This window comes from Deinococcus radiodurans R1 = ATCC 13939 = DSM 20539 (genome assembly GCF_000008565.1).
Classification (GTDB): domain Bacteria; phylum Deinococcota; class Deinococci; order Deinococcales; family Deinococcaceae; genus Deinococcus; species Deinococcus radiodurans.
Map to the genome: position 1 here is coordinate 1,512,190 of NC_001263.1, position 21,820 is coordinate 1,534,009.

Below are 21,820 nucleotides of genomic sequence, written 5' to 3' on the forward strand. Positions count from 1 at the left end.
TCAGGCACGCTCCTTGAGGGGTTCGGAATTCAGGGCGGGGGCGCTCTGCCCTTCGCGCCACGCACGCGGCGCCGGGGGCAGTTCGGCGCCCGTTTCATCAGTCACGCCGTCAGGCTGCGGCACCGGGCGCTGCACCAGCGTCACCGAGCCGACGATGGCGACGAGCAGCAGAATGCTCACCGCTTCAAACGGCAGCAGGAAGCGGGTGAGCAGCGTCTCGCCCACCGCGCCCGCCGCGCCGCCGCGCAGGGCCTGCACACTTTCGGCAAGCGGGCGGGGGTCCTGATACGTCAGCGCCAGCGTCACGAAACCGCCCGCGAGCAGCAGCGCAGCAATCGCCCCGAGCGGCCCCACGAAGGGCAGCGGGTCACGCGCCGTAATCGGCTGACTGGCCCCGAGCAGCATGATGACGAAGAGAAACAGCACCATGATGGCCCCGGCGTACACGATGACCTGGGTGGCCGCCAGAAACGAGGCGTTCATGGAGGCGAAGAGCCCCGCCACGCAGATCAGGGTGCCCACCAGCCCCAACGCGGCGTGCACGGCGTTTTTCGCCGCGACGGTCAGGATGCCCCCGGCAATGGCGAGGGCGCCGAGAAGGAGAAAGGCCAGCATCATGGGTACTCCACTCCTTCGAGCTCGGCGCGCGGGCCGCCCTCCACCTGAAAGCCGAGGCGCACGGGCCGCCCGGCACTCAGCGCCTCGCGCCGTTGCGGGCGGCTGCCGGTGACGCCGACGAGCATGTCCTCCTTGCCGTACACGAAGTCGCGCGAGCGGTAATCGGCCATCTCGAACTCGTTGCCGAGCACCACCGCGCCGGTCGGGCAGGCTTCCTCGCACAGGCCGCAGAAAATGCAGCGCAGCATGTTGATTTCGTACACCTTCGCGTAGCGCTCGCCGGGGCTGACCGGGTCACGCGGGTCGTTCTCGGCGGCTTCCACGTAGATGGCGTAGGCGGGGCAGGCGGCGGCGCACAGCGAGCAGCCGATGCACTTTTCCAGCCCGGTGTCGGGGTGCCGGGTCAGGACGTGGCGGCCCCGAAAGCGCGGTTGCAGGGTGGCCCGCTGCTCGGGGTAACTGACGGTCAGCGGCTTTTGAAACAGCTTGCCGAGGGTCACGCCCATGCCTTTGGCGATGTCAAGGACGCCCATATGCGCCTCCTTTGTCGGCAGGTTGAAGGGTTTCCAGAGGTTTGGGGGTCTGAGGGTCTAAGAGTCTGAGGGTCGAACCGTCAAAAGGTCTAAAGGCAAAGGAGGCAGCAGGCCTTAGACCTTTAGACCTTTTGACCCTTAGACGGCGAGCAAAGCGAGCACCGTGCCCCATCAGTCGCCTCCCAGCGGGCGGCCCGGCACTCGTTTTTCCTCGTTGCGCAGGGCAGGCGAGTTCCACAGCCCGCGCACCGCGTCGCTGGCGGCAAAGAGGATGAGCAGCAGCAGCAAGCTGACCGCGCCGAGCAGCCACAGCCGGGGAATGCCGAACAGCCCCTCGGCGGGCACGAAGGCGAGCACCGCCGCCACCACCAGCGTGTTGACGAGCGCGAGCGGCAGCGTCAGCTTCCAGCCCAGGCGCATGAGCTGGTCGTAGCGCAGGCGGGGCAGCGTGGCGCGCACCCAGATGAACAGAAACATGAAAAAGGCGATTTTGGCGATCAGCCACACCAGCGGCCACGAGCTGATGCCGGGAATGAGCGGCTCTAGAAAGGTCGGCCCCCGGTAGCCGCCGAAAAACAGCGTGCTCATCAGCGCCGAGGCGGTCATGATGTTGACGTATTCCGCCATCTGAAAGAGCGCCCACTTGATGGACGAATACTCGGTGAGGTAGCCGGCCACCAGTTCCTGCTCGGCTTCCGGCAGGTCGAACGGGGTGCGGTTGACTTCGGCAAAGCTGCTCACCATAAACAGCGCGAAGGCGAACACCTGAAAAAGAATCAGCCAGCCGTGCCCGCGCGGGCCCGCTTGCCACTCCACGATGTCCAGAAAGTTGGTGCTCCCCACCAGCATCAGCAGGCCGAGCACGCTCAGGCCCATGCCGAGTTCGTAGGAAATCATTTGCGCCGAGGAGCGCAGCGAGCCCAGCATCGGGTACTTGGACCCCGATGCCCAGCCGCCGAGAAAGATGCCGTAGACGCCCATCGAGGTCAGTGCCAGCAGCGCCAGAATCCCGGCGTCGAGGTTGTAGACCCAGGGATCGGTCCCGAAGAGACTCCCAGGAGGCCCTGCCGGAATGCCCCCGAAGGCGGTGAGCGCCATGCCGATGGCAAGAATCGGCGCGAGGGTATACACCAGCTTGTCGGCCAGCGTGACGGTCACGTCCTCCTTGAAAATGCTCTTGATGGCGTCGGCGAGCGGTTGCAAGAGGCCCATTGGCCCCACCCGGTTCGGTCCGGGGCGCAGCTGAATGCGGCCCAGCAACCGGCGCTCGATGAGGGTCATGTACGCGAAGGCGGTGAGCAGCGCGAGGGCGACCAGCACGGCCTTGAGCAGCGTAATCAGCAGCGCGGAAAGCCAATCGGGCATCAGTCGTCACCTCCGGTGGGGGCGGCGGCAGAGAGCGGCGCTGCCCAGCTTGCTTGCCCGCGCCCCAGGTCTGGCTGCTCGCTCGCCTGCGGTGCGGGGCGCATGCGGGGTTTCCAGAGCTGCGGCGTGTACGGCACGCCCACGGGCGCGGCGGCGCGGTTCACGTTCAGGTTGAGTGCTCCTTGCGGCGGCAGCGTGTCCACCCGCAAGCCCAGCCGCTCCTGCAAAGCCGCCTGGGCCGACTTCAGCCCGCGCACCTGGGGCCGCACGCCCAGCGCCTCGGCGAGCGCGGTGAGGGTGCGAATCAGGTCGGCGCCTTCCCCGGCGCTCAGCGCGGCCTGCTCCAGCGCGAGGAAGCGGCCTTCGAGGTTGACGGTGGTGCCGCGCTTTTCATAGTTCGTCACGGCGGGCAACACCACATCGGCTTGCTGCGCCGTCTCGGTGAGGTGGGTGTCGTGGACGACGGTAAAGCCGCGCGGCAAGCTCAGCAGCCCCTGGCCCACCGGGTCGAGGCGGCTGAGGAAGGCGGCGGGAGCGTCGGTCAGGCCCGCGTACCCAGCGGCTCCGCTGCGCGGCAGCAGGTTCAGTGCGGCCAGCCCGGTGCTGTTGGCTGCGGCGGCTACGGCCAGCACCTTTGCTCCGGTGCGGTTCGCCAGTTCGCTCACCTGCGCGGCCAGGCCATCAGTCCCGCTGCCCAGCACGTCGGCACCCAGTACGTCAGCGCCCAGGATGACCACCGGCTTTTCGGCCTCCTCCAGCAGCTTCAGTGCCGCCCGCAGCTCGTCGGTGTCAGGCCGCAACAGCCGGGCGACAGCGTTGTGGCCGTTGGACGCGGCCTGAATCCCGGCGTGGCGCCAGATGGACGACTCGCGCCCGATAACGGCCAGCTTTTCGGGCTTGCGGGCGGGGCGTTCCACCAGCCGCAGGTCGGCAATCGCGGTGCCGTGGTCAAACTCGGTGGGCAGGATGCCGCCGCGCAGGGCTTCCAGAATCCGCAGTTCCAGCACCGGGGCTTCCTCGCCGAGGTCGGCACCGATGACCACCAGCGCGTCGGCCTGCGCCACGTCGGTCAGGGTTGCGGCAGGCGCGGTGAGCTGCACCGGATGGCGCGGCCAGTGGTCCACGTTGCCTGCGCCGAGCTGCGCGGCGAAGCGTTCGAGCGCCATGCCTTCTTCCAGGGTGGAATCGGCGGCGATGAAGAGGCCGAGCTGCGACGGGTGAATACCGCTCAGGCCGCGCCGCATGGCTGCAATCGCTTCGTCCCAGTCGGCCTCGCGCAGTCTGCCGTTCTCACGAATGAGTGGACGGGTCAGGCGGCCTTCACTGGCGAAAGTGTGCCCGAAGCGCCCGGCGTCGCACAGCCAGATTTCGTTCACGTCGCGGTTTTCGCGGCCCACGATACGCTCCAGCCGGCCATTGCGGGCGTCCACCGTGATGGCGCAGCCCACCGGGCACAGCGTGCAGGTCGTCGGCGTGTGGTCGTATTCCCAGTTGCGGCCCCGGAAGCGCGCCACGTTGTCGAGCAGCGCCCCGACCGGGCAAATGTCGGTGATGTTGCCCGAAAAGCCGGTGGGCAGCCCGCCTTCCTGAGTGTCGATGAAGGTGTGCCCGCCGCGCTCGATAAAGTCCAGAACCTCCTGCCCCGGCACTTCCTCGAAGTAGCGCACGCAGCGTTTGCAGTGGATGCAGCGCTCCTGGTCCAGAATCACGAAGTCCGAAAGCGGGTAGTGCTTGTCGGCGTGGCGACGGTCAAACCCGAAGCGGCTCGCGCCGTAGCCGTACTCGAAGGCCCGGTCCTGCAACTCGCAGGCGCCGCCCTTGTCGCAGGTCGGGCAGTCGAGCGGGTGGTTGAGCAGGGTAAATTCCATCATCCCTGCCTGCGACTTGGCGACCACTTCACTCGTCGCGGCGGTCTTGATGTGCATCCCCTCGGTCGCCTGCATGGTGCAGGCCGCCATCGGCTTGGGGAACCAGAAAATCTTGACCTCGCCCTGCTCATCGAGTTCAAAATTCCCGTCTTTGCCCTTGCGCGGGCTGCCCGACTCCACCAGGCACATCCGGCAGGCCCCGACCGGCGAGAGGTACGAGTGGGCGCAGAAATACGGCACGTCGCGCCCGGCGGCGAACACGGCGTCGATGCCGGAAGTGCCGGCGGGAAGGTCGAGGGGGACGCCGTCTACGGTGACTTTCATGGGGCGCCTCCTTGAGTGGCACGTCTGAGGGTCTGAGGGGCCAAGGGTCCGAGGAAGTCGCGGGCCAACTCTCTTAGACCCTTAGACTCTTCGACCTTTAAACCGCGAGCAACGCGAGCCATCATGCGTCCCTCCAGCGCCCCGCGAGCTCGCGCGGCACCTCTCCGCGCTCCGCCGCGTCGTATTCCTCGCGGAACAGCCGGATGGAACTCAGGACCGGCCCCAGACAGGCGTCGGCCAGGGCGCAGAAGCTTCTGCCGCCGATGTTGTCGGCCATGTCCAGAATGAGATTGGTGTCGCCGGGTTGCCCGTGCCCGCGAGCGAGTTTTTCGTACATGCGAACCATCCAGCCCGAAATCCCTTCGCGGCAGGGCGTGCATTTGCCGCACGACTCGTGGCCGTAAAAGCGCACCGCGTTCCAGGTCGTGTCCACGATGGACGCCGCCGCCGGAATCAGGGTGACGCCCCCGGTCCCCAGGCTGCTGCCCGCCGCCGCCAGCGACTCGTAGTCCATCGGCGTGTCGAGGATGTCTTCGCTCCACTTCAGGAGTTGGCAGGAAATCCCGCCGGGGATAATCGCCTTGATGTCCTCGGTGGGGCCACCCGCCCAGTCGTAGATGAGTTCGCGAAACGGCGTGCCGAGCGGCAGTTCGTACACGCCGGGCCGGGCGACGGGGCCGGAAATCTGAAAGAGTTTCATGCCCTTGGACTTCTCGGTGCCCATGCCCGCGTGCCAGTCGGCGCCGTACTTGAGGATGTGCGTCGCGGCGCAAAAGGTCTCGACGTTGTTGATGGTGGTCGGCAGCCCGTAAAGCCCGGCGGCGGCGGGAAAGGGCGGCTTGAGGCGCGGATTGGCCCGCAGACCTTCCAGCGAGTTCATCAGCGCGGTTTCCTCGCCGCAGATGTAGGCGCCCGCGCCCCGGTGAACTTGCAGGTCGAAGTCGAAGCCGCTGCCCAGAATGTCCTTGCCGAGCAGTCCCGCCGCCCGCGCCTCGTGAATGGCAGCCCAGAGGCGCTCGGCGGCCAGCACATACTCGCCGCGAATGTAGATGTACCCCCGGCTCGCCCGCATCGCGTATCCGCCGATGAGCATCCCTTCGATGAGCTGGTGCGGGTCTTCCGACATCAGGTAGCGGTCCTTGAAGGTGCCCGGCTCGGACTCGTCGGCGTTGCAGATGATGAGGTGCGGTTTGCCGTCGTTGAGCGGCATGAACGACCATTTCAGGCCAGTGGCGAAGCCCGCGCCGCCGCGTCCGCGCAGGCCGGATTTCTTGACCTCCTCAATCACGGCGTCGGGACCGAGCGCAAAGGCCCGGCGCACGCCCTGGTAGCCTCCGCCCCGCTGGTAGGTGTCCAGCGTCCAGCTTCGTGGCTGCCCCACCTGCGCGTAGAGCGTGGGCGCAAAGCGGTGGTCGAGCGCACTGGTGATCGGTTTTTCGGCGGTGGGCGCGGTCACGGAGCACCTCCGCTGGCAGCGGTCAAGGGGGTCAGGTCGCGCACCGAGCCGCCGACCGTGGTGCCCTTGGCGGTGCTTTGCCGTCCGTCTGCGCCCACCGGCACGGGCACCGGGTGGTCGGTCGCGGGTTTCTGGTCGGCCTGGAGCGCCGCCAACAGCTCGGCGAGCCGCGCCGGGCCGACGCGCTCGTAAAAGCCCTCGTCGTTGAGCTGGAGGACGGGCGCGGTGCCGCAACTGCCGAGGCATTCCACCTTCTGCACGCTGAAGCGGCCATCCGGCGTCACCTCACCGGGCTGTACGTCCAGCCGCGTGACGAGTTCGTCCCACAGCGCATCGGACCCGGCAAGCGCGCACATCAGCGTGCTGCACACCTGGAGGTGATACCGGCCCGTCGGCACCGTGTGGTAGGTGGAATAAAAGCTCATCACCGAGCGAACTTCCGTGGCGGTGGTGCCGCACAGTTCGGCGATTTCAGCCAGGCGCGGCGCCGCCACGAAGCCCTCGGCGTCTTGCACCTCACGCAGCAGCGGCATCAGCGCGGAACGCCTTCCCTGCGGCGTGTCCGGATACCGCGAAAAAATCTCGGCTACGAGGGGTGTTTTGTCTGCGAAGTAAGACAAGAGTTGCCTCCCGAAGAAAGTCGGTACAGATAAGAAAAGGTCAGCAGCAAAGGGCTCAGCGCCACGGCCAGAAAGGGCAGCTGATGGCCGAATTTCTCGCTCAGCGCCGGCCACAGCTCCTGCTCCGTCAAGGTGAGGCTGTCCCAGGGCAGCAGCGTGGTCATGGCTCCCAGCACGCCGCACCACAGCCCGGCCCGCAGCCACGGACTCAGCGACAGTTCGCCCCGCCAGCGCCGAAAAATGGCCGTCAGCAACGCGGCCCAGCCGACGACGCCCGCCAGGATGCACACGCTCACGAGGACCAGGCCCCAGCTCTCGCGCAAGTCGGTCAGCGCCAGCACGCCGAGAGTGCCACTGAACACGAGACCCAGCAGGGTGATCGGCGAGAGCAGCAGCGCCGGAACGAGGCCGAACACGATGTCGGCTGCCCGGCTCGCGGGCATGACCGGCGGTTTCGTGCAGCAGGGCGCACTCACCGGTCTACATCCCCCAGCACCGGGTCAATGGTCGCCAGGATGGTAATCAGGTCGGCAAACTGCACGCCTACGCAGGCGTATTCCAGCGCTTGCAGGTTGACGAAACTCGGCGCCCGAATCTTGACGCGGTAGGGCATGGAGCCGCCATCGGAGATGACGTAGTACCCGACCTCGCCGCGCGCCGACTCGATGGGCACGTACGCCTCGCCGAGCGGCGGGTGAAAGCCCTCGGTCACGAGTTTGAAGTGGTGAATGACCGCTTCCATGCTCGTTTCGAGTTCGTGGCGTGGCGGCAGGCTGATTTTGCGGTTGGGGTCTTTGATCGGTCCTGGCCGCAGCTTTTGCAAACCCTGACGAATGATTTTGATGCTCTCGCTGAACTCGAGCAGCCGCATATTGAAGCGGGCGAGCGAGTCGCCGTCGGGGCTGGAAATCACGTTGAAGTCGTAGTCTTCGAAGCCGCAGTAAGGATGGTCCTTGCGGTTGTCGAGCGGCACGCCCGAGGCCCGCAGGTTCGGCCCGGTCAGGCCGAGGTCGAGCGCGGCGTCGGCAGGAATCACGCCCACGCCCTTCGCCCGGTCCAGAAAAATCGGGTTGGCGGCAAAGAGGGTGGTGTACTCCTCCACGCCGCGTTCCATCTGGTTCAGGAAGGCCTCCACCCGCGCGGTCCAGCCCTCCGGCAGGTCGCGGGCGAGGCCACCGACGCGGAAGTAGCCCTGGTTCATGCGGTAGCCGCAGACCGCCTCAAAGAGGTCCTGGCACGCTTCTTTCTCGCGGAAGGCATAGAAAAAAGGCGTCAGTGCCCCGAGGTCGAGGAGGCCGGTTCCCACGAACACGAGGTGGCTGTGAATGCGCCCGAGTTCATGCAAAATCACCCGCACCACGTTCGCCCGCTCCGGCACCTCGGCGCCCAGCAGCTTTTCCACGCTCAGCACGTAGGCGAGTTCGTGCGAGAAGGAGTGCAGGTAGTCGGTGCGCGGCGCGTAGGTGACGTTTTGCTGGTAGGTGCGGTGCTCCATCGTCTTTTCGAAGCCGGTGTGGAGGTAGCCCATGTGCGGTTCCACGCGGGTCACGTACTCGCCGTCCATGTCCACCACCAGCCGCAGCACGCCGTGGGTGGACGGGTGCTGCGGGCCGACGTTGAGCGACATCAGCTCGGTGTGGAGCAGGGCGCCGGCTTCGGGCTGAAGTTCTGCCGTCATTTCGGTCCCCCTTCCGGCAACAGCGGCGGCACGATGTCCTCCCGGCGCCGTTCGCCCCGGCGCATTTCGCCCCGGTAGCCGGTCAGCCCGCGCTGCTGCCCGCTCAGGCCCGCGCGGAAGGCAGCGGGGTCAAGAAAGCGGCCCTCGCGGAACAGCGTCGGCGTTTCCCCCAGCGGAAAGTCCTTGCGCAGTGGATGGCCTTCGAGGTCGTCGGGCGTCAGTACCTTGCGGAGGTCGGGGTGTCCGGTAAATTCGATGCCGAGCAGGTCGTACACCTCGCGCTCCAGATAGTTGGCGGCCTTCCAGATGGGAAAAAGGCTGTCCACTGCCTCGCCCTCCGAGAGCCACACCCGCAGAAACAGCCGGCGGTGGTCGCGGGGGTGCGCCACGCTGTAGAGCACCGCGAACGGCTGGGGCCGGGGCGCCGTATAGCGCGAGTAATCCACCCCGATGACGTCAAGCAGCATGAACCCGCGTGCCCGCAGTTGCTGCGCGGTGTGCAGGAGCTCCCCGGCCTCCACGGCGGCGGTCGGTTGCAGGCCCTCTTCGGCACTCAAACCGAGTTCGGCGAGCAGCGGCGCCACGTCGCGGCTTTCGGCGAGGCGGCGAGTCGAGCGGGCGGCAGTGTCCCTGAGATTGGTTTCCGGCAGACCAGCATCCGGCGCTGTCATCGCAGCTCCCGGGTCCAGGCGTCCACCATCGGCAGTTGCTGCCCGAGCTGATCGAAGGCCTCGCCGCGCACCTTTTTCTGGAGCTGCATCACGGCGTAGATCAGCGCCTCGGGGCGGGGCGGGCAGCCGGGCACGAAAATGTCCACCGGCACCACGCTGTCCACGTTCTGCACCACGGCGTAGTTGTTGAACATGCCGCCCGAGCTCGCGCACGCGCCCATGCTGATGACCCACTTGGGGTCGGGCATCTGGTCGTACACCCGGCGCATGACCGGGGCCATTTTCTTGCTCAGGCGTCCGGCGACAATCATCACGTCGGCCTGCCGGGGAGAGGCGCGAAAGACCTCGGACCCGAAGCGGCTCATGTCGTTGCGGGCGTTGGTGGAGCTCATCATCTCGATGGCGCAGCACGCCAGCCCGAAGGTCGCCGGCCACAGGCTGTTGCTGCGGCCCCACGCCACCAGTTTTTCCAGGCTGGAAAACAGCACGCCCTCGGATTCGAGCTCCTGCCAGTCGCGGTCGATGAGTTCTTTCAGGGGCATGGGGGGGCCTCCCTTTGGGCGAAAGGTCTAAGGGTCCGAGGGTCTAAACGTCTGAGCCTTAGACCCTTAGACTTTTCGACTCTCAGACAGCGAGCACCGCGAGCCATCAAGCCCATTCCAGCACCTTCTTTTTCAGCACGTAGACATAACCCACGAGCAGAAGCAGCACGAAGGTGAGGGCCTCGAAAAAGGCGAACTGCGGCAGCTTCTGGTAGGCCACCGCCAGCGGGTAGAAAAAGGCCGTTTCGATGTCGAAGACGATAAACAGCATGGCGACGAGGTAAAAGTGCACCGGAAAGCGCTGCCCGGTGCCCACGCCGCCGCGTTCGGGGTCGTTGCCCGATTCGTAGGCCATCAACTTGGTGCGGGTCGCCTTTTTGGGGCCGAGCAGCCCGCTCACCACGATAGCCAGAATGCCGATGCCGATGCCCACCAGCAACATGATCAGAAAATTGGCGTACTGTACGATGGTTTTCCTCCCTCCTGACTCCAGCCTTTCCCGCTCCTGGCTCAGCTCGTGAAAAGAGGCACGAACGACTGCAAAAAAAGAGAGTCTGTCTGGTGTCAGCCTGATTTGTAGAACACTCATGTTCTAGCACGGACAGCGGCGCGGGACGCCCGGAGGACGGCAAAAGTGAGGACAGCAAAACGCCGCCAGCCCGAACAGGCCAGCGGCGGAGAAGGTAGGACTCAGAAAAAGCGGCTCACGTCACGTACCACCACGAACAGGGTCAGCAACATCACGAAGGCGAAGCCCCCGAGGTTGATGGCCTGCTCCTGCTGAAAGCTCAGCGGACGGCCTCGCAGCGCGCTCACCAGGACGAGCAGGATGCGCCCGCCGTCCAGCCCCGGAATGGGAATCAGGTTGAAAAAGGCGAGCGAGAGGTTGAGCAGCGTCGCCACCTGCACCAGTGCCCAGGGGCTGAGCGCGGCGGCGCGGCTGATGACCTCGGCGGTGCCGATGGGACCGCTCACGTTCTGGTCCTGCGAGATGTCGAGCGTAAAGAACTTTTTGAAAAGGCCGGTAAACGCCCCCACGAGCTGCGGCACCGCCCGCACGGTCGTATCCACCGAAGTCACGAACGCCTGCCCCACGCCGACCTGCCGCACGTCGGGGCCATAGCGGATGCCGAGCAGTTGACGCTGACCGTTCACGGTGGGCTGCCAGTCGAAGGCGACCTGCCGGGTCTGAACCGGTTGCCCCTGCTCGGCCCGTTCCACCGTGAAGGTGTGACGCCCAGCCTGCGCCAGCGCGTCGCGCACGCCCTCGTAACCGGCGGCCTCCTGGCCCCCCACCCGGCGGGTTTCGGGGATGTCCTGGCCGTCAATGGCGGTAATCACGTCCCCGGCGCGCAGCCCCAGTGCCTGTGCCCGCGATCCCGTTTCCACACTCTCGATGCGGGCGCGGTCGAGCGCCGGAATGCCCTGCGACGTGAAGCTCACGGTCATCAGCCCCAGCGTGAGCAGCAGGTTGGTCAGCGGCCCGGCGAGCAGCACCGCGATTTTGCCCCAGGCCGGAAGCGCCGCGAAGCCCCGTGTGGGGAGGCGCCACTGGCCGTCGGCGTCCTCCACGGGCGCCATGCCGTCGATTTCCACATACCCGCCGATGGGCAGCAGCGACACCCGCCACTCGGTGCCGCGCCAGAGCTTCTTGAACAGCACCGGCCCCATGCCCACCGAGAACGAATTGACCCGCACGCCCTGGGCGCGGGCGAGCCCGTAGTGCGCCAGTTCGTGCAGAAAGACCGAGACGCCGAAGATGATGGCCGTCCACAGCAACCCCAGCGGCGTCAGTGCGGCGGCCATGCCTTGCAGGACATTCACGCGCCCACCCCGGCGCCGCCGACCCCGTAGGCACAGAGTTCCTGCGCTCTGGCGCGTGCCCAGGCGTCCGTCTCCGTCAGGCTGTCCCAGGTGAGGGCGCCGCCGGGCGTCTCGTCCAGCACCCTTTCAATCAGCTGGGGAATGTCCAGAAAGCCGATGCGCCCGTGCAGGAAAGCGTCCACCGCCACCTCGTCCGCCGCGTTGAGCGCCACTGGCAGGAGTCCGCCCGCCTCACCCGCCCGGTAAGCGAGCGCGAGGCAGGGAAAGCGCGTCAGGTCCGGTGCCCGGAATTCCCACTGCCCCAGCAGCGGCCAGCCGAGATGCTCCCCGACCTCTTCCCCACGCCGCGCCCCGCGCACGTCGCCGGGGTGTTGCATCCCGCTCGGCGCGGCGTCGATGGCGTAGGCAATCGGCAGGCGCATGTCCGCTGGGCCGAACTGCGCTTTCAGGCTGCCGTCGCGCAATCGCACCGCCGCGTGAACGATGCTCTGCGGATGAACGACCACGCCCACCTGCGAGAGCGGCAGGCCGTAGAGGCTGGCACACTCCATGACTTCCAGGCCCTTGTTCATCAGGGTGGCCGAGTCGATGGTCACTTTGGGCCCCATGCTCCACGACGGATGCTTCAGCGCCTGCTCAGGCGTGACCGCGCTCAGGTCGGCGGGGCCATCCCGAAACGGCCCGCCCGATGCCGTGAGAATCAACTCGGCCACGTCCCCCATATCCTCGCCGGTCAGGCACTGGTAGACCCCGGTGTGCTCGGAATCTACCGGCACCACCCGGCCCCCACCCGCTGCCGCCGCTTCCCACATCAAGTGGGCCGACGTGACCATCGCTTCCTTCGTCGCCAGTGCCACCGCCTGCCCGGCTTCGAGTGCGGCGCGGGTGGGGGGCAAACCAATCAGGCCGCTCATGGCGTTGACAACCACATCGGCCTGTGCCACCGCTGCTTCGGAGGGGTCGGCAATCACGCGCACTCCGCTCAGCCGTTCTCTCGCCTCGGCCAGAATGGACCCGTCCACGCTGACCAGGGCGGGCCGGAACTCGCGCACCTGCTCGGCGAGCAAGTCCAGATTGCGTCCGGCGGCGAGCGTGCCCACCGTATACCCGCGCTGCCGCGCCACGTCCAGTGTTTGCGTGCCGATGCTGCCTGTACTGCCCAGAACGGTGAGTCTCACGCCCGACATGGTACGTGGGCCCGCTCGCTCGGAAGGTGGGACGACGGGGAAAGAGCAGTCAATTTTCATATAAAATTGAATCTATGACATGACCTAAGAAAACCGGCCTTCTCTTCAGGCCGGCTTCCATGCAGAGCGCTCAATTCGTGAACGCGCTGATATTCAGGAAAAAATAGGTTGCGGGCACAGCGAACATCAGGCTGTCGAGGCGGTCTAGAAATCCACCGTGCCCCGGCAGACTGTTCCCGCTGTCTTTAGTCCGCAGGGCCCGCTTGATGAGGCTTTCGGACAGGTCGCCGAGTTGCGAGGCGCTGGCGACCAGCACCGAGTACAGGAACGCTTGCAGCGGGGTCCAGATGCCCGCGAGCTGACTGACGACCAGCACGACCACGAAGCCGAAGGCCAGCCCGCCGATGGCCCCTTCCACCGTCTTGCCGGGGCTGACCTCGGGGGCGAGTTTGCGGCGCCCGAAAAAGTGCCCGGCGAAAAAGCCCCCGATGTCGGCGGCGAAAGTTGCCAGCAACGGCAGGGCAAAGTACAGCAGGCCCTGTTGTCCGTCGGGCGAGTAGCGCAGCAGCATGAAATAGCCCAGCAGCCAGGGGATGTAAAGCAGCCCGAACAGCGAGTACACAACCCTTTCAAGGGGGCGCTCGCCGGGGCGAATGACTTCCAGCACCAGCAACGTGCCCACGGCGATGGTCAGCACGACCTCGCGCCACGAGCCGCCGGGCCAGGGGGCGTATTCGCTGAACATCGGCAGACTTGCCACAATCAGCGCGGTGCCGAAGACGCCCAGGCTCAGGCGCCGCACGTCGAGATCGTTGCGGTCGAGCATGCGGAAATACTCGCTGAGGCCGAAAAACGACACGGCGATCAGCGCGGGCAGCATGGCCCACCAGCCGATCCAGACCAGGGCACTTACGATCAGAAAACCGATCACGCTGGTCAGCACGCGGGTGCTCAGGGTCTCCACGGCGGCCTCCCCGCAGGGCACCCGGCCGGCATTGCCCGCGCTGCTCGCCGCACCATCAACCTAGGATTTCCTGCTCTTTCTTCTGGAACACCGACTCCACGCGGGCGACGTACTCGTCGGTGATCTTCTGCACGTCGGCTTCACCGCGCTTGATTTCGTCTTCGCCGAGGCCCTCGACCTTCTTCACTTCGTCGAGCGCGTGCTTCCGCAGGTTCCGCACGGCGATGCGGGCGTCCTCGGCGTAGTTCTTGGCGTTCTTGACGAGGTCCTTGCGGCGCTCCTCGGTGAGCATGGGCAGCGAGATGAAAATGGTGTCGCCCTTGTTGTTGGGGTTCAGGCCGAGGTCCGAGTCGCGGATCGCCTTTTCGATGGGGTTGAGCGCCCCCCGGTCCCAGGGCGTGATGACCAGCGTGCGGGGGTCGGGCGTGGTGATGCTCGCCACCTGATCGATCGGCATCTGCGAGCCGTAGTAGTCCACCACGATCTTTTTCAGGATGCCGGGGTTGGCGCGGCCGGTCCGCAGCACGCTGAGGTTGTTCTCGAAAGCCTCGATCGCCTTGTTCATCTTTTCGCGGGTATCGGCCTGGATGGATTTCATGTCTGCCATGACGAAGTCTCCTTGCAGGGAAAGGGTGGGGAAACGAAGGGGGAAGCACCCAGAGTGTAAAGCAGGGGCGGGCCGCGCCTCAGCCCCGGCTCTGAATCAGCGTGCCGACGCGCTCGCCGCGCAGCAGCCGGGCGAGGTTGCCTTCCTCGAAGATGTCGAACACCACGATGGGCAGGCCCTTGTCCATGCACAGGGTGAGGGCGGTGGCGTCCATCACTTCCAGCCGTTGCTCCACCACGTCCATGTGGGTGAGCTGCTCGTAGCGCTTGGCATCCGGGTTCTTGCGCGGGTCGGAGTCGTACACGCCGTCCACCGCATTTTTCGCCATCAGCACCACGTCGGCGCCGATTTCCAGCGCACGCAGGGTCGAGGTCGTGTCGGTGGTGAAAAAGGGCGCGCCGTTGCCGCCGCCGAAAATCACCACGCGGCCCTTTTCGAGGTGACGCATGGCGCGGCGGCGGATGTACGGCTCGGCCACCTGCTGCATGTGAATGGCGCTCATGATGCGGGTCGGCTTGCCGGCGGCTTCCATCGCGTCTTGCAGGGCCATCGCGTTCATGACGGTGCCGAGCATCCCGATGTAGTCGGCGGTGGCCGGGTCCATGCCCTGGCCGTTGCGCGCGCCGCGCCACAGGTTGCCGCCGCCGATGACCACGGCCAGTTCGACCTCGGTGCCGTCCAGCGCCCCGATGATGCGACGGGCCAGCTCGGCGGTGGTCTCCGGGCTGATGCCGAAGCCGTTGTCGCCTGCCAGGAACTCGCCCGACAGCTTGAGCAGAACTCGTTTGAACATATCTGGTTCTCTCCTTTTCAGCAAAACTCCGGCCAGTCCCGCCAGGGGGCCGCCGGAGCTGTCAGGCGCGCGGGCCCGAAAAAGGGGGGAACTCGTCCCCCTTTTGTGCTTACGCGCCGATTTCGAAACGGACGAATTTGTTGACCGAGGCGTCACCGAGGTACTTGGCGACAGTCAGGGAGTTGTCCTTGACGAAGGTCTGCTCGGGCAGCACGCGCTCCTGGTAGAACTTGCCGATCTGACCCTCGACGATCTTCTCGACGATCTGCTGCGGCTTGCCTTCGGCGAGCGCCTTGTTGGTCAGGATTTCGCGCTCTTTTTCGATGTCGCCCGACTCCACTTCGTCGCGGGTCAGGAACTGGGGACGCTCGGCGGCCACGTGCAGCGCCACGTCCTTGGCCTTGGCTTCGTCACCGCCCGCGAGGTCGACCAGGACGCCGATCTTGCCGTTGGAGTGGACGTAGCCCGCCACCTGCTGACCTTCGAGATAGGCCACGCGGTTCAGGACGATGTTTTCGCCGATCTTGCCGGCGGTCGCGGCGACCATGTTCCCCACGGTTTCGCCGTCCACGGTGAAGTTCTTGAACTCTTCCACGTCGTTGGTCTTGGCCTGGAGCGCAGCCTGGGCGAGCTTCTCGACGGTGGCCTGGAAGTCGGCGTTGCGGGCCACGAAGTCGGTTTCGCTGTTCACTTCAACCATGGCGGCGCGGTTGCCGTCCACGGCGAAGCGCACGATGCCTTCCTTGGCTTCGCGGTCACCCTTCTTGACAGCCTTGGCGATGCCGCGTTCGCGCAGCAGGGCAATGGCCTTGTCTTCGTTGCCCTCGGCGTCGGCCAGGGCCTTTTTCACGTCCATCATGCCCGCGCCGGTCATTTCGCGCAGCTTCTTGATCGATTCCATCATGTTCCGTACCTCCGGGAAGTGGGATAGGTCCTTATAAATGGGGGGCGTTCGCCCGGTGTCAGACGCGCCCCCCGAAACCAGCTGAGTCGCGCTTAGCTGCGGCCCTGGCTGCTGGTGAGCTGCGCAGTGTCGCCTTCGGTGCCCTGCTCGGCGGCCTGGGCTTCGTCGCTCTGCTCTTCGACGGGGCCTGCGCTCACGTCTTCGTGCCCGCCACGCGCTTCGACCAGCAGGTCGCCGACGCGGTGGGTGATGAGCTGAATGCTGCGGATGGCGTCGTCGTTGCCGGGCACGATGTAGTCGATGACGTCCGGGTCAGAGTCGGTGTCGGCCAGCGCGATGACGGGAATCCCGAGCTTGTTGGCTTCCTGCACGGCGATGACTTCCTTGGTGGGGTCCACCACGAAGATCGCGTCGGGCAGGCGGTTCATCTTGCGGATGCCGCCGACGAAACGCAGCAGGCGCTCGCGCTCGCTGGCGAGCTGGATGCGCTCGGCCTTGGGGCGGTCGTTGATGCGCTCGGACTCGAACAGGTCGTCGAGTTCGTTGAGGCGGTCAATGCGGGTGCGCATCGTCTTGAAGTTGGTGAGCATGCCGCCCAGCCAGCGGCTGGTCACGTAGGGCATGCCGGTGCGGCGGGCTTCCAGCTCCACGATTTCCTGGGCCTGCTTCTTGGTGCCCACGAACAGGATGACGCCGCCGCGCTCGGCGAGGTCCTTGATGTAGTCGAAGCTGCGGTCCACCTGCTTGAGGGTCTTTTGCAGGTCGATGATGAAAATGCCGTTGCGCTCGGCAAAGATGAACTTCTTGAACTTCGGGTTCCAGCGCTTGGTCTCGTGGCCGAAGTGAACCCCGGCTTCGAGCAGCTGCTTCATGCTGATGTACGACATGCAGGCTCCTGAACGTTAGGTGGGAAAAGTTTGCCTGGCGCCGTGCCAACCCCCCTGAAACGTCGGGTGGGCCGAGTCGTCAGGTGTTTCAGGGTCAGGCCGCGTGCGACGTTCCAGCGCACGAGGCGGGTCACGGGGGGCACCCAAACGGGAATTATAGCAGATGGGGCACGCCGCCGTGAGCCGAGGCCTCGCCCAGGCAAGGGCAGGAAAAAGGCCGTCCTGTGCCCTCCGTCCGCCCCCGCCCACGCCTGCACTCAGCGGGGAACACTGCCCTTTCCGGCCCGCAACGGCTAGACTCCGGTCCCCGCTTCACTGCTGCGTTTTTCCATCCCCGCGTTTCCTCTCTTTTTTCTGGAGTTTTCATGCCTGCGCCCATTCTCCGTATCGGTACGCCCCAACACGCCATGCCCTTCAGCCGGGGGCTGGTGGCCGAATCGTTGATGAACGCGGGGGCGACGACCGCGCAGGCGAGTGCGCTGTCCCGGCGCATCGAGCAGGAACTGCGGGCGGGGCGGCGCACCCTGTTCTCACCGCTCGAACTTCAGCGGCTGATGGCCGAGGCCGCGCAGGACACGCTGGGCGAAGAGGTGGCCGGGCAGGTGATACGCCAGACACCCGCCTTCGTGGACATCATGGTGCGGGCCAAGCGCGGCGACTTGCCATTCAGCCGGGGCGTGCTCGCCCGCACCCTGGAAGACGCCGGACTCAGCGGGCGCGAGGCCTACTCGGTGGCAAGCGCGGTGGACCTCGAACTGCGGCAGCGCGGCTTGCAGGAAATCGGGGTGCGGGAACTCGACCAGATCGCCGAACACACGCTCGCCAAGATTTACGGCGAACACCTGCGGCTCACCTACCGTTACCTGCAACAGAACCGGGGCAAGCTCGGCGTCATCAGCGAGGAGGACGGGATGCCAGCGCCCTTTTCCAAGGGGCTGCTGGTGCAGTCGCTCCTCGCCGCCGGAGTCGCCCCCGATGTGGCCCGCAAGGTGGCGCGGGTGACGCAGCGCGACCTGCGCGGCTCGGATGACCGACTGGTGCGCCGCGCCCAGATTCGCGAGAAGGTGGAGGCCCTGCTGCGCGACGAGGTGGGCCCGGATGTCAGCGCCCGTTACCGCCTGCTGCGCGTCATTCGCACGCCGCCCCGGCCCCTGATCGTGCTGCTCGGCGGGGTCAGCGGCACCGGCAAGAGCCTGCTGGCCGCCGAAATCGCCTACCGGCTGGGCATTTCGCGGGTGGCGAGCACCGACTCGATTCGCGAGGTGATGCGGGCGATGGTCTCCCCCGCGCTGCTGCCCACACTGCACGCGAGCACCTTCAACGCGTGGGAAGCGCTGGTGCCCCCCGGCCAGACGCGCCCAGCGCACCCTACGCGCGAGGAGCTGCTGGCGGGCTTCCGCGACCAGGTGCAGCAGGTCAGCGTGGGCCTGAGCGCCGTGGTGCGCCGCTCGATTCAGGAAGGGACCAGTCTGGTGCTTGAGGGCGTGCATCTGGTGCCCGGTTACATCGAACCCGCCGCCTTTCAGGGCGCGCTGCTGGTGCCGATGCTGGTGGGCCTACCCGACGAGGAGGAGCACCGCCGCCACTTCGAGTCGCGCGACACGGAGACCGCCGCGAGCCGGCCCCTGCACCGTTACATGCGGTACTTCGAGGAAATCCGGACCATGCAGGACGAACTCAAGCGACTCGCCCGGCAGTACGACGTGCCGATGCTCGACAGTGAGACGCTCGACGAGAGCGCGGACCGGGCGGTTGAGCTGGTGCTGCGGCAGGTGATGGTGGCGCTCACCCCCGAGGAACGCGAAGCCGCGCTGGGCGAGGAAATGGCGGCGCAACTGCTGAGCTGAGCGGCCCGGCACCTACCACCTTCCCTGGCCACCTCCCCGGCTCTCACCCGCCTTCATCTGCGGCCCGTAGCCTGAATCATGGTCAAACGCACCTTCCGTTCCGCCGCGCTGCTGCTCGCCCTGCTGGTGCCCGCCTCCGCCGCTGCGGCGCAGGACCCCTGGCCCGCCTCCGAAGTGCTGACGCGGCTCTTTGTCATTCGCCCCAGTGACGGCGCCCGGATGGTGCGTGACCTGAGCCTGAGCCCCATGCAAGCCGCCGAACTGCGGCGCATGGCGGGCAGCGAACGCAGCTACGGTCAGGCCGGGCGGCAGGTGCTGGGACGCAGCGAAGCGCAGCACCTCAACGTCAAACTCGCCGAAATGCGCACTGAAAAAGACCGCAAGACTCGGCTGGCCCTCGGCAGCCAGTACCCCGCCTTCCGTGACTGGGTGCGCGGCTGGTGGGCGGGCGAAGTTCGCCGCAGCGCGAGCCGGCAGTAAGGCACCTGTCGCCTGGCCCGCGTCCGTTGTCCCTGAAAGCGTTACCGCCTGGCCCCGGTCCTATCTAGACGCACGGGAACGGGGCAGGAGGTCGAGCGGAGTACAGTGACCCCATGAGCGCTGGAAACGTGATTGTACTTCTTAGCCACGGGGGACACCGAGGCTAAGCAGGTTGTACCGGTTTCAGTCGCACCCCCCGCCCAAACCAAGGAGGCGGGGGGTTTTGGTTAGGCAGGAGGAGCTGTGGAGCAGACAGGCAAGCAGGGGCAGAACCGTGGGGAGATGACCGGCGCCAAAGCGCTGTGGGCGACTCTGGCGGGGCACGGCATCACGACGGTGTTCGGCTATCCCGGCGGGGCGATCATGCCGGTGTACGACGCGCTGACCTTTTACCCGGAAGTGCGCCACATCCTCGCCCGGCACGAGCAAGGCGCCATTCACGCCGCCGAGGGCTGGGCCAAAGCGACCGGTGAAATCGGCGTGTGCATGGCGACATCTGGCCCCGGCGCGACCAACCTCGTCACCGGGCTGGCCGACGCGATGCTCGACAGCGTGCCGCTGCTGGCGATCACCGGCAACGTGGCGCAGCACCTGATGGGCACCGACGCCTTTCAGGAAGCCGATATCACCGGCATCACCATGCCAATCACCAAGCACAACTACGTGGTGCGCGACGTGGACGAGCTGCCGCGCGTGATCGCCGAGGCCATCCGCATCGCCCGCTCGGGGCGTCCGGGGCCAGTGCTGGTGGACATTCCCAAAGACGTGCAGCTCGCGGCCTTCGCGGGCGACATTCCCACCCCGCACACCCGCCCACAGGCGCCCGAGGCCAGTGCCGAGAGCATCGCGTCGGCCAGAGAACTGCTGAGAAATGCCAAAAAACCCGTGCTGGTCATGGGCGGCGGCTCGCTCGACGCCTCGGCGGAACTCACTGCGCTCGCCCACGCCTGGGGCCTGCCGGTCATCACCACGCTGATGGGCCTGGGCGCGTACCCGGCGTCCGATCCCCTCTGGCTGGGGATGCCGGGGATGCACGGCTCGGTGGCGGCCAACCGCGCCATTTCCGAGTGTGACGTGCTGCTCGCCGTCGGGATGCGCTTCGACGACCGGGTGACGGGCCGGGTCAGCGGATTTGCACCGCACGCGCAGATTATTCACGTCGAACTCGACGCCGCCGAGATCGGCAAGATCGTGCGGACCCACCTGCCGATCCGCAGCGACGCGAAAACTGCCGCCCGGCAACTCGCCGAGGGCGCCGAGAAACTCGAACTCGGCGAGTGGCTTTCCCAGATCGAGGAGTGGAAAGGACGGGCGGTGCCCCCGCAGCAGTGGGGCGCGGCCTACGCGGTGGGACAGGTCACGGCCCGGCTGCGGCCTGACGACATTCTCAGCAGCGACGTGGGCCAGCACCAGATGCTCGCCGCGCAGCTCGCCCGCTTCGAAAAGCCCCGGCGCTGGCTGAACTCCGGCGGGCTGGGCACCATGGGCTTCGGCTTTCCGGCGGCCATCGGCGCGGCGCTCGCCGAACCCGGCGTCGTCAGCATGGTGGTGGCGGGCGACGGCGGCTTCCAGATGACCGCGCAGGAACTCGCCACGCTGAAGATGTACGACATCCGCAACGTCAAAATCTGCATCATCAACAACTCGTACCTCGGCATGGTGCGGCAGTGGCAGGAGCTGTTTCACGGCAAGCGCTACTCCGAGGTGTGGCTGGGCGACTCCAACCCCGATTTCGTCAAGCTGGCGGGCGCCTACGACGTGCCGGCCTACCGCGCGAGCAGCGCCGAGGAACTGCCCGCCGCCATCGACGCCTGGCTGAGCGACCCCAAGTCCTCCCTGCTGGAAGTGGTCGTACCGCACGAACACGGCGTGTTCCCGATGGTCCCGGCGGGCGCGGCGCTGCACGAGATGATGGAAACCGAGCCGGTCCGCACCGACATCAGCGCGGAGGCCACCGAGGTCAACGAAGCCACCTGGCAGGAAATGACCGAGCAGGAAGCCGAGGAGATGAATCAGGGATGACCGATTTTGCCGCCCAGTACGACACCCGTGACCACCTGCTGAGCATCCTGGTGCTCGACGAACCCCGCGTGCTGACCCGCATCACCGCGCTGTTCGGGCGCCGGGGCTACAACATCAAAAGCCTCTCGGTGGGCCAGACCGAGCACCCCGGCGTGTCGCGCATGACCATCGTGGTGCACGGCGACCGGGGCGTGGTGCAGCAGGCCATGCACCAGCTCGAAAAGCTGCACGACGTGGTCAAGGTCGTGGACCACAGCCTGGAAAAATTCGTGGACCGCGAACTGGTGATGGTCAAAGTCGCCATCACCCCCGAGTCGCGCGTCGAGGTCCGCCAGATTGCCGAGGACTTCCGCGCCCGCATCGTGGACGTGGGCCGGCACGCCCTGACCTTCGAGGTCACCGGCGACGAGGGCAAAATCACCGCCTTTATCGAGCAGATGCGCCCTTCGGGATTCTGGAAACCATGCGGACCGGGCGCATTGCCCTCACGCGCGGCAGCAACGCCGACATCCCGAGCCAGGTGTTCCACGGCGGCGAAAGCGAAACGCTGCGGCCCATGAATCAGGGCGTGGAAGCGCGGGAAGAGCGGGCACGGCGGGTGCCGAACCTGTTCTGAGCTACTTCCCACAC

The 21,820-nt window shown here is 66.5% G+C and carries 21 protein-coding genes and 1 pseudogene; 4 read left to right on the top strand and 18 right to left on the bottom strand.

The genetic code is table 11. The features are described from left to right. The 18 genes from DR_RS07660 to rpsB all read right to left on the bottom strand — a co-directional run bounded on the left by DR_RS07660 (position 1) and on the right by rpsB (position 16,841). Complete coding sequence (locus DR_RS07660) at positions 1–618, bottom strand: NADH-quinone oxidoreductase subunit J family protein (RefSeq protein ID WP_010888135.1); 618 nt, start codon at positions 616–618, stop codon at positions 1–3. Further along, positions 615–1,151 (bottom strand): NADH-quinone oxidoreductase subunit NuoI, encoded by a 537-nt coding sequence (gene nuoI / locus DR_RS07665; protein WP_010888136.1) that lies wholly within the window; start codon positions 1,149–1,151, stop codon positions 615–617. The genes DR_RS07660 and nuoI overlap by 4 nt, the downstream gene beginning before the upstream one ends. A gap of 171 nt (positions 1,152–1,322) precedes the next feature. Then, on the bottom strand, positions 1,323–2,516 hold the full coding sequence (nuoH, locus tag DR_RS07670) for an NADH-quinone oxidoreductase subunit NuoH (protein ID WP_010888137.1): 1,194 nt from the start codon (positions 2,514–2,516) through the stop codon (positions 1,323–1,325). Next, the gene (gene nuoG / locus DR_RS07675) at positions 2,516–4,708 is read right to left on the bottom strand and encodes an NADH-quinone oxidoreductase subunit NuoG (protein ID WP_010888138.1); all 2,193 of its coding nucleotides are present in this window, start codon (positions 4,706–4,708) and stop codon (positions 2,516–2,518) included. The genes nuoH and nuoG overlap by 1 nt, the downstream gene beginning before the upstream one ends. Positions 4,709–4,829: 121 nt before the next feature. After that, complete coding sequence (nuoF, locus tag DR_RS07680; protein WP_010888139.1) at positions 4,830–6,164, bottom strand: NADH-quinone oxidoreductase subunit NuoF; 1,335 nt, start codon at positions 6,162–6,164, stop codon at positions 4,830–4,832. Next, positions 6,161–6,784, bottom strand: coding sequence for an NADH-quinone oxidoreductase subunit NuoE (gene nuoE, locus DR_RS07685; protein ID WP_010888140.1), 624 nt, complete (start codon positions 6,782–6,784; stop codon positions 6,161–6,163). The genes nuoF and nuoE overlap by 4 nt, the downstream gene beginning before the upstream one ends. Beyond that, positions 6,751–7,227, bottom strand: coding sequence for a hypothetical protein (locus DR_RS07690; protein ID WP_027480223.1), 477 nt, complete (start codon positions 7,225–7,227; stop codon positions 6,751–6,753). The genes nuoE and DR_RS07690 overlap by 34 nt, the downstream gene beginning before the upstream one ends. A gap of 29 nt (positions 7,228–7,256) precedes the next feature. Next, positions 7,257–8,462 carry an NADH dehydrogenase (quinone) subunit D gene (gene nuoD, locus DR_RS07695; protein ID WP_010888142.1) on the bottom strand — a complete coding sequence of 402 codons (1,206 nt, stop codon included), beginning with the start codon at positions 8,460–8,462 and terminating at the stop codon, positions 7,257–7,259. Next, positions 8,459–9,133 carry an NADH-quinone oxidoreductase subunit C gene (locus DR_RS07700; RefSeq protein WP_010888143.1) on the bottom strand — a complete coding sequence of 225 codons (675 nt, stop codon included), beginning with the start codon at positions 9,131–9,133 and terminating at the stop codon, positions 8,459–8,461. Before DR_RS07700 ends, nuoD begins: the two co-directional genes overlap by 4 nt. Further along, the gene (locus DR_RS07705) at positions 9,130–9,675 is read right to left on the bottom strand and encodes a NuoB/complex I 20 kDa subunit family protein (protein WP_010888144.1); all 546 of its coding nucleotides are present in this window, start codon (positions 9,673–9,675) and stop codon (positions 9,130–9,132) included. Before DR_RS07705 ends, DR_RS07700 begins: the two co-directional genes overlap by 4 nt. A gap of 106 nt (positions 9,676–9,781) precedes the next feature. Further along, positions 9,782–10,117 (bottom strand): NADH-quinone oxidoreductase subunit A, encoded by a 336-nt coding sequence (locus DR_RS07710; RefSeq protein ID WP_027480222.1) that lies wholly within the window; start codon positions 10,115–10,117, stop codon positions 9,782–9,784. A gap of 248 nt (positions 10,118–10,365) precedes the next feature. Next, positions 10,366–11,499, bottom strand: a complete 1,134-nt coding sequence (locus DR_RS07715; protein ID WP_010888146.1) for a M50 family metallopeptidase — start codon at positions 11,497–11,499, stop codon at positions 10,366–10,368. Then, the gene (gene dxr, locus DR_RS07720; RefSeq protein ID WP_010888147.1) at positions 11,496–12,686 is read right to left on the bottom strand and encodes a 1-deoxy-D-xylulose-5-phosphate reductoisomerase; all 1,191 of its coding nucleotides are present in this window, start codon (positions 12,684–12,686) and stop codon (positions 11,496–11,498) included. The genes DR_RS07715 and dxr overlap by 4 nt, the downstream gene beginning before the upstream one ends. A gap of 130 nt (positions 12,687–12,816) precedes the next feature. Further along, positions 12,817–13,650 (bottom strand): phosphatidate cytidylyltransferase, encoded by an 834-nt coding sequence (locus DR_RS07725; protein ID WP_027480221.1) that lies wholly within the window; start codon positions 13,648–13,650, stop codon positions 12,817–12,819. Positions 13,651–13,705: 55 nt separating this feature from the next. Beyond that, complete coding sequence (gene frr / locus DR_RS07730; protein WP_010888149.1) at positions 13,706–14,257, bottom strand: ribosome recycling factor; 552 nt, start codon at positions 14,255–14,257, stop codon at positions 13,706–13,708. Between the two features lie 79 nt (positions 14,258–14,336). Next, positions 14,337–15,050, bottom strand: a complete 714-nt coding sequence (pyrH, locus tag DR_RS07735; RefSeq protein ID WP_027480220.1) for a UMP kinase — start codon at positions 15,048–15,050, stop codon at positions 14,337–14,339. Between the two features lie 109 nt (positions 15,051–15,159). Beyond that, positions 15,160–15,954: a translation elongation factor Ts gene (gene tsf / locus DR_RS07740; protein ID WP_010888151.1), complete on the bottom strand. Its 795-nt coding sequence runs from the start codon at positions 15,952–15,954 to the stop codon at positions 15,160–15,162. A 92-nt stretch (positions 15,955–16,046) separates the two neighbouring features. Next, positions 16,047–16,841 carry a 30S ribosomal protein S2 gene (rpsB, locus tag DR_RS07745; protein WP_010888152.1) on the bottom strand — a complete coding sequence of 265 codons (795 nt, stop codon included), beginning with the start codon at positions 16,839–16,841 and terminating at the stop codon, positions 16,047–16,049. A gap of 365 nt (positions 16,842–17,206) precedes the next feature. Between rpsB and DR_RS07750 the strand changes: the two genes are divergently transcribed. The 4 genes and pseudogenes from DR_RS07750 (at position 17,207) to ilvN (ending at position 21,806) form a co-directional block, all read left to right on the top strand. Then, positions 17,207–18,688: an ATP cone domain-containing protein gene (locus DR_RS07750; protein ID WP_034350737.1), complete on the top strand. Its 1,482-nt coding sequence runs from the start codon at positions 17,207–17,209 to the stop codon at positions 18,686–18,688. A 78-nt stretch (positions 18,689–18,766) separates the two neighbouring features. Continuing rightward, the gene (locus DR_RS07755) at positions 18,767–19,168 is read left to right on the top strand and encodes a hypothetical protein (RefSeq protein WP_010888154.1); all 402 of its coding nucleotides are present in this window, start codon (positions 18,767–18,769) and stop codon (positions 19,166–19,168) included. A 282-nt stretch (positions 19,169–19,450) separates the two neighbouring features. Then, complete coding sequence (gene ilvB / locus DR_RS07760; protein ID WP_162177759.1) at positions 19,451–21,190, top strand: biosynthetic-type acetolactate synthase large subunit; 1,740 nt, start codon at positions 19,451–19,453, stop codon at positions 21,188–21,190. Beyond that, positions 21,187–21,806 (top strand): annotated as a pseudogene (gene ilvN / locus DR_RS07765) (acetolactate synthase small subunit). Before ilvB ends, ilvN begins: the two are co-directional and overlap by 4 nt. The last annotated feature ends 14 nt before the right edge of the window (positions 21,807–21,820 follow it).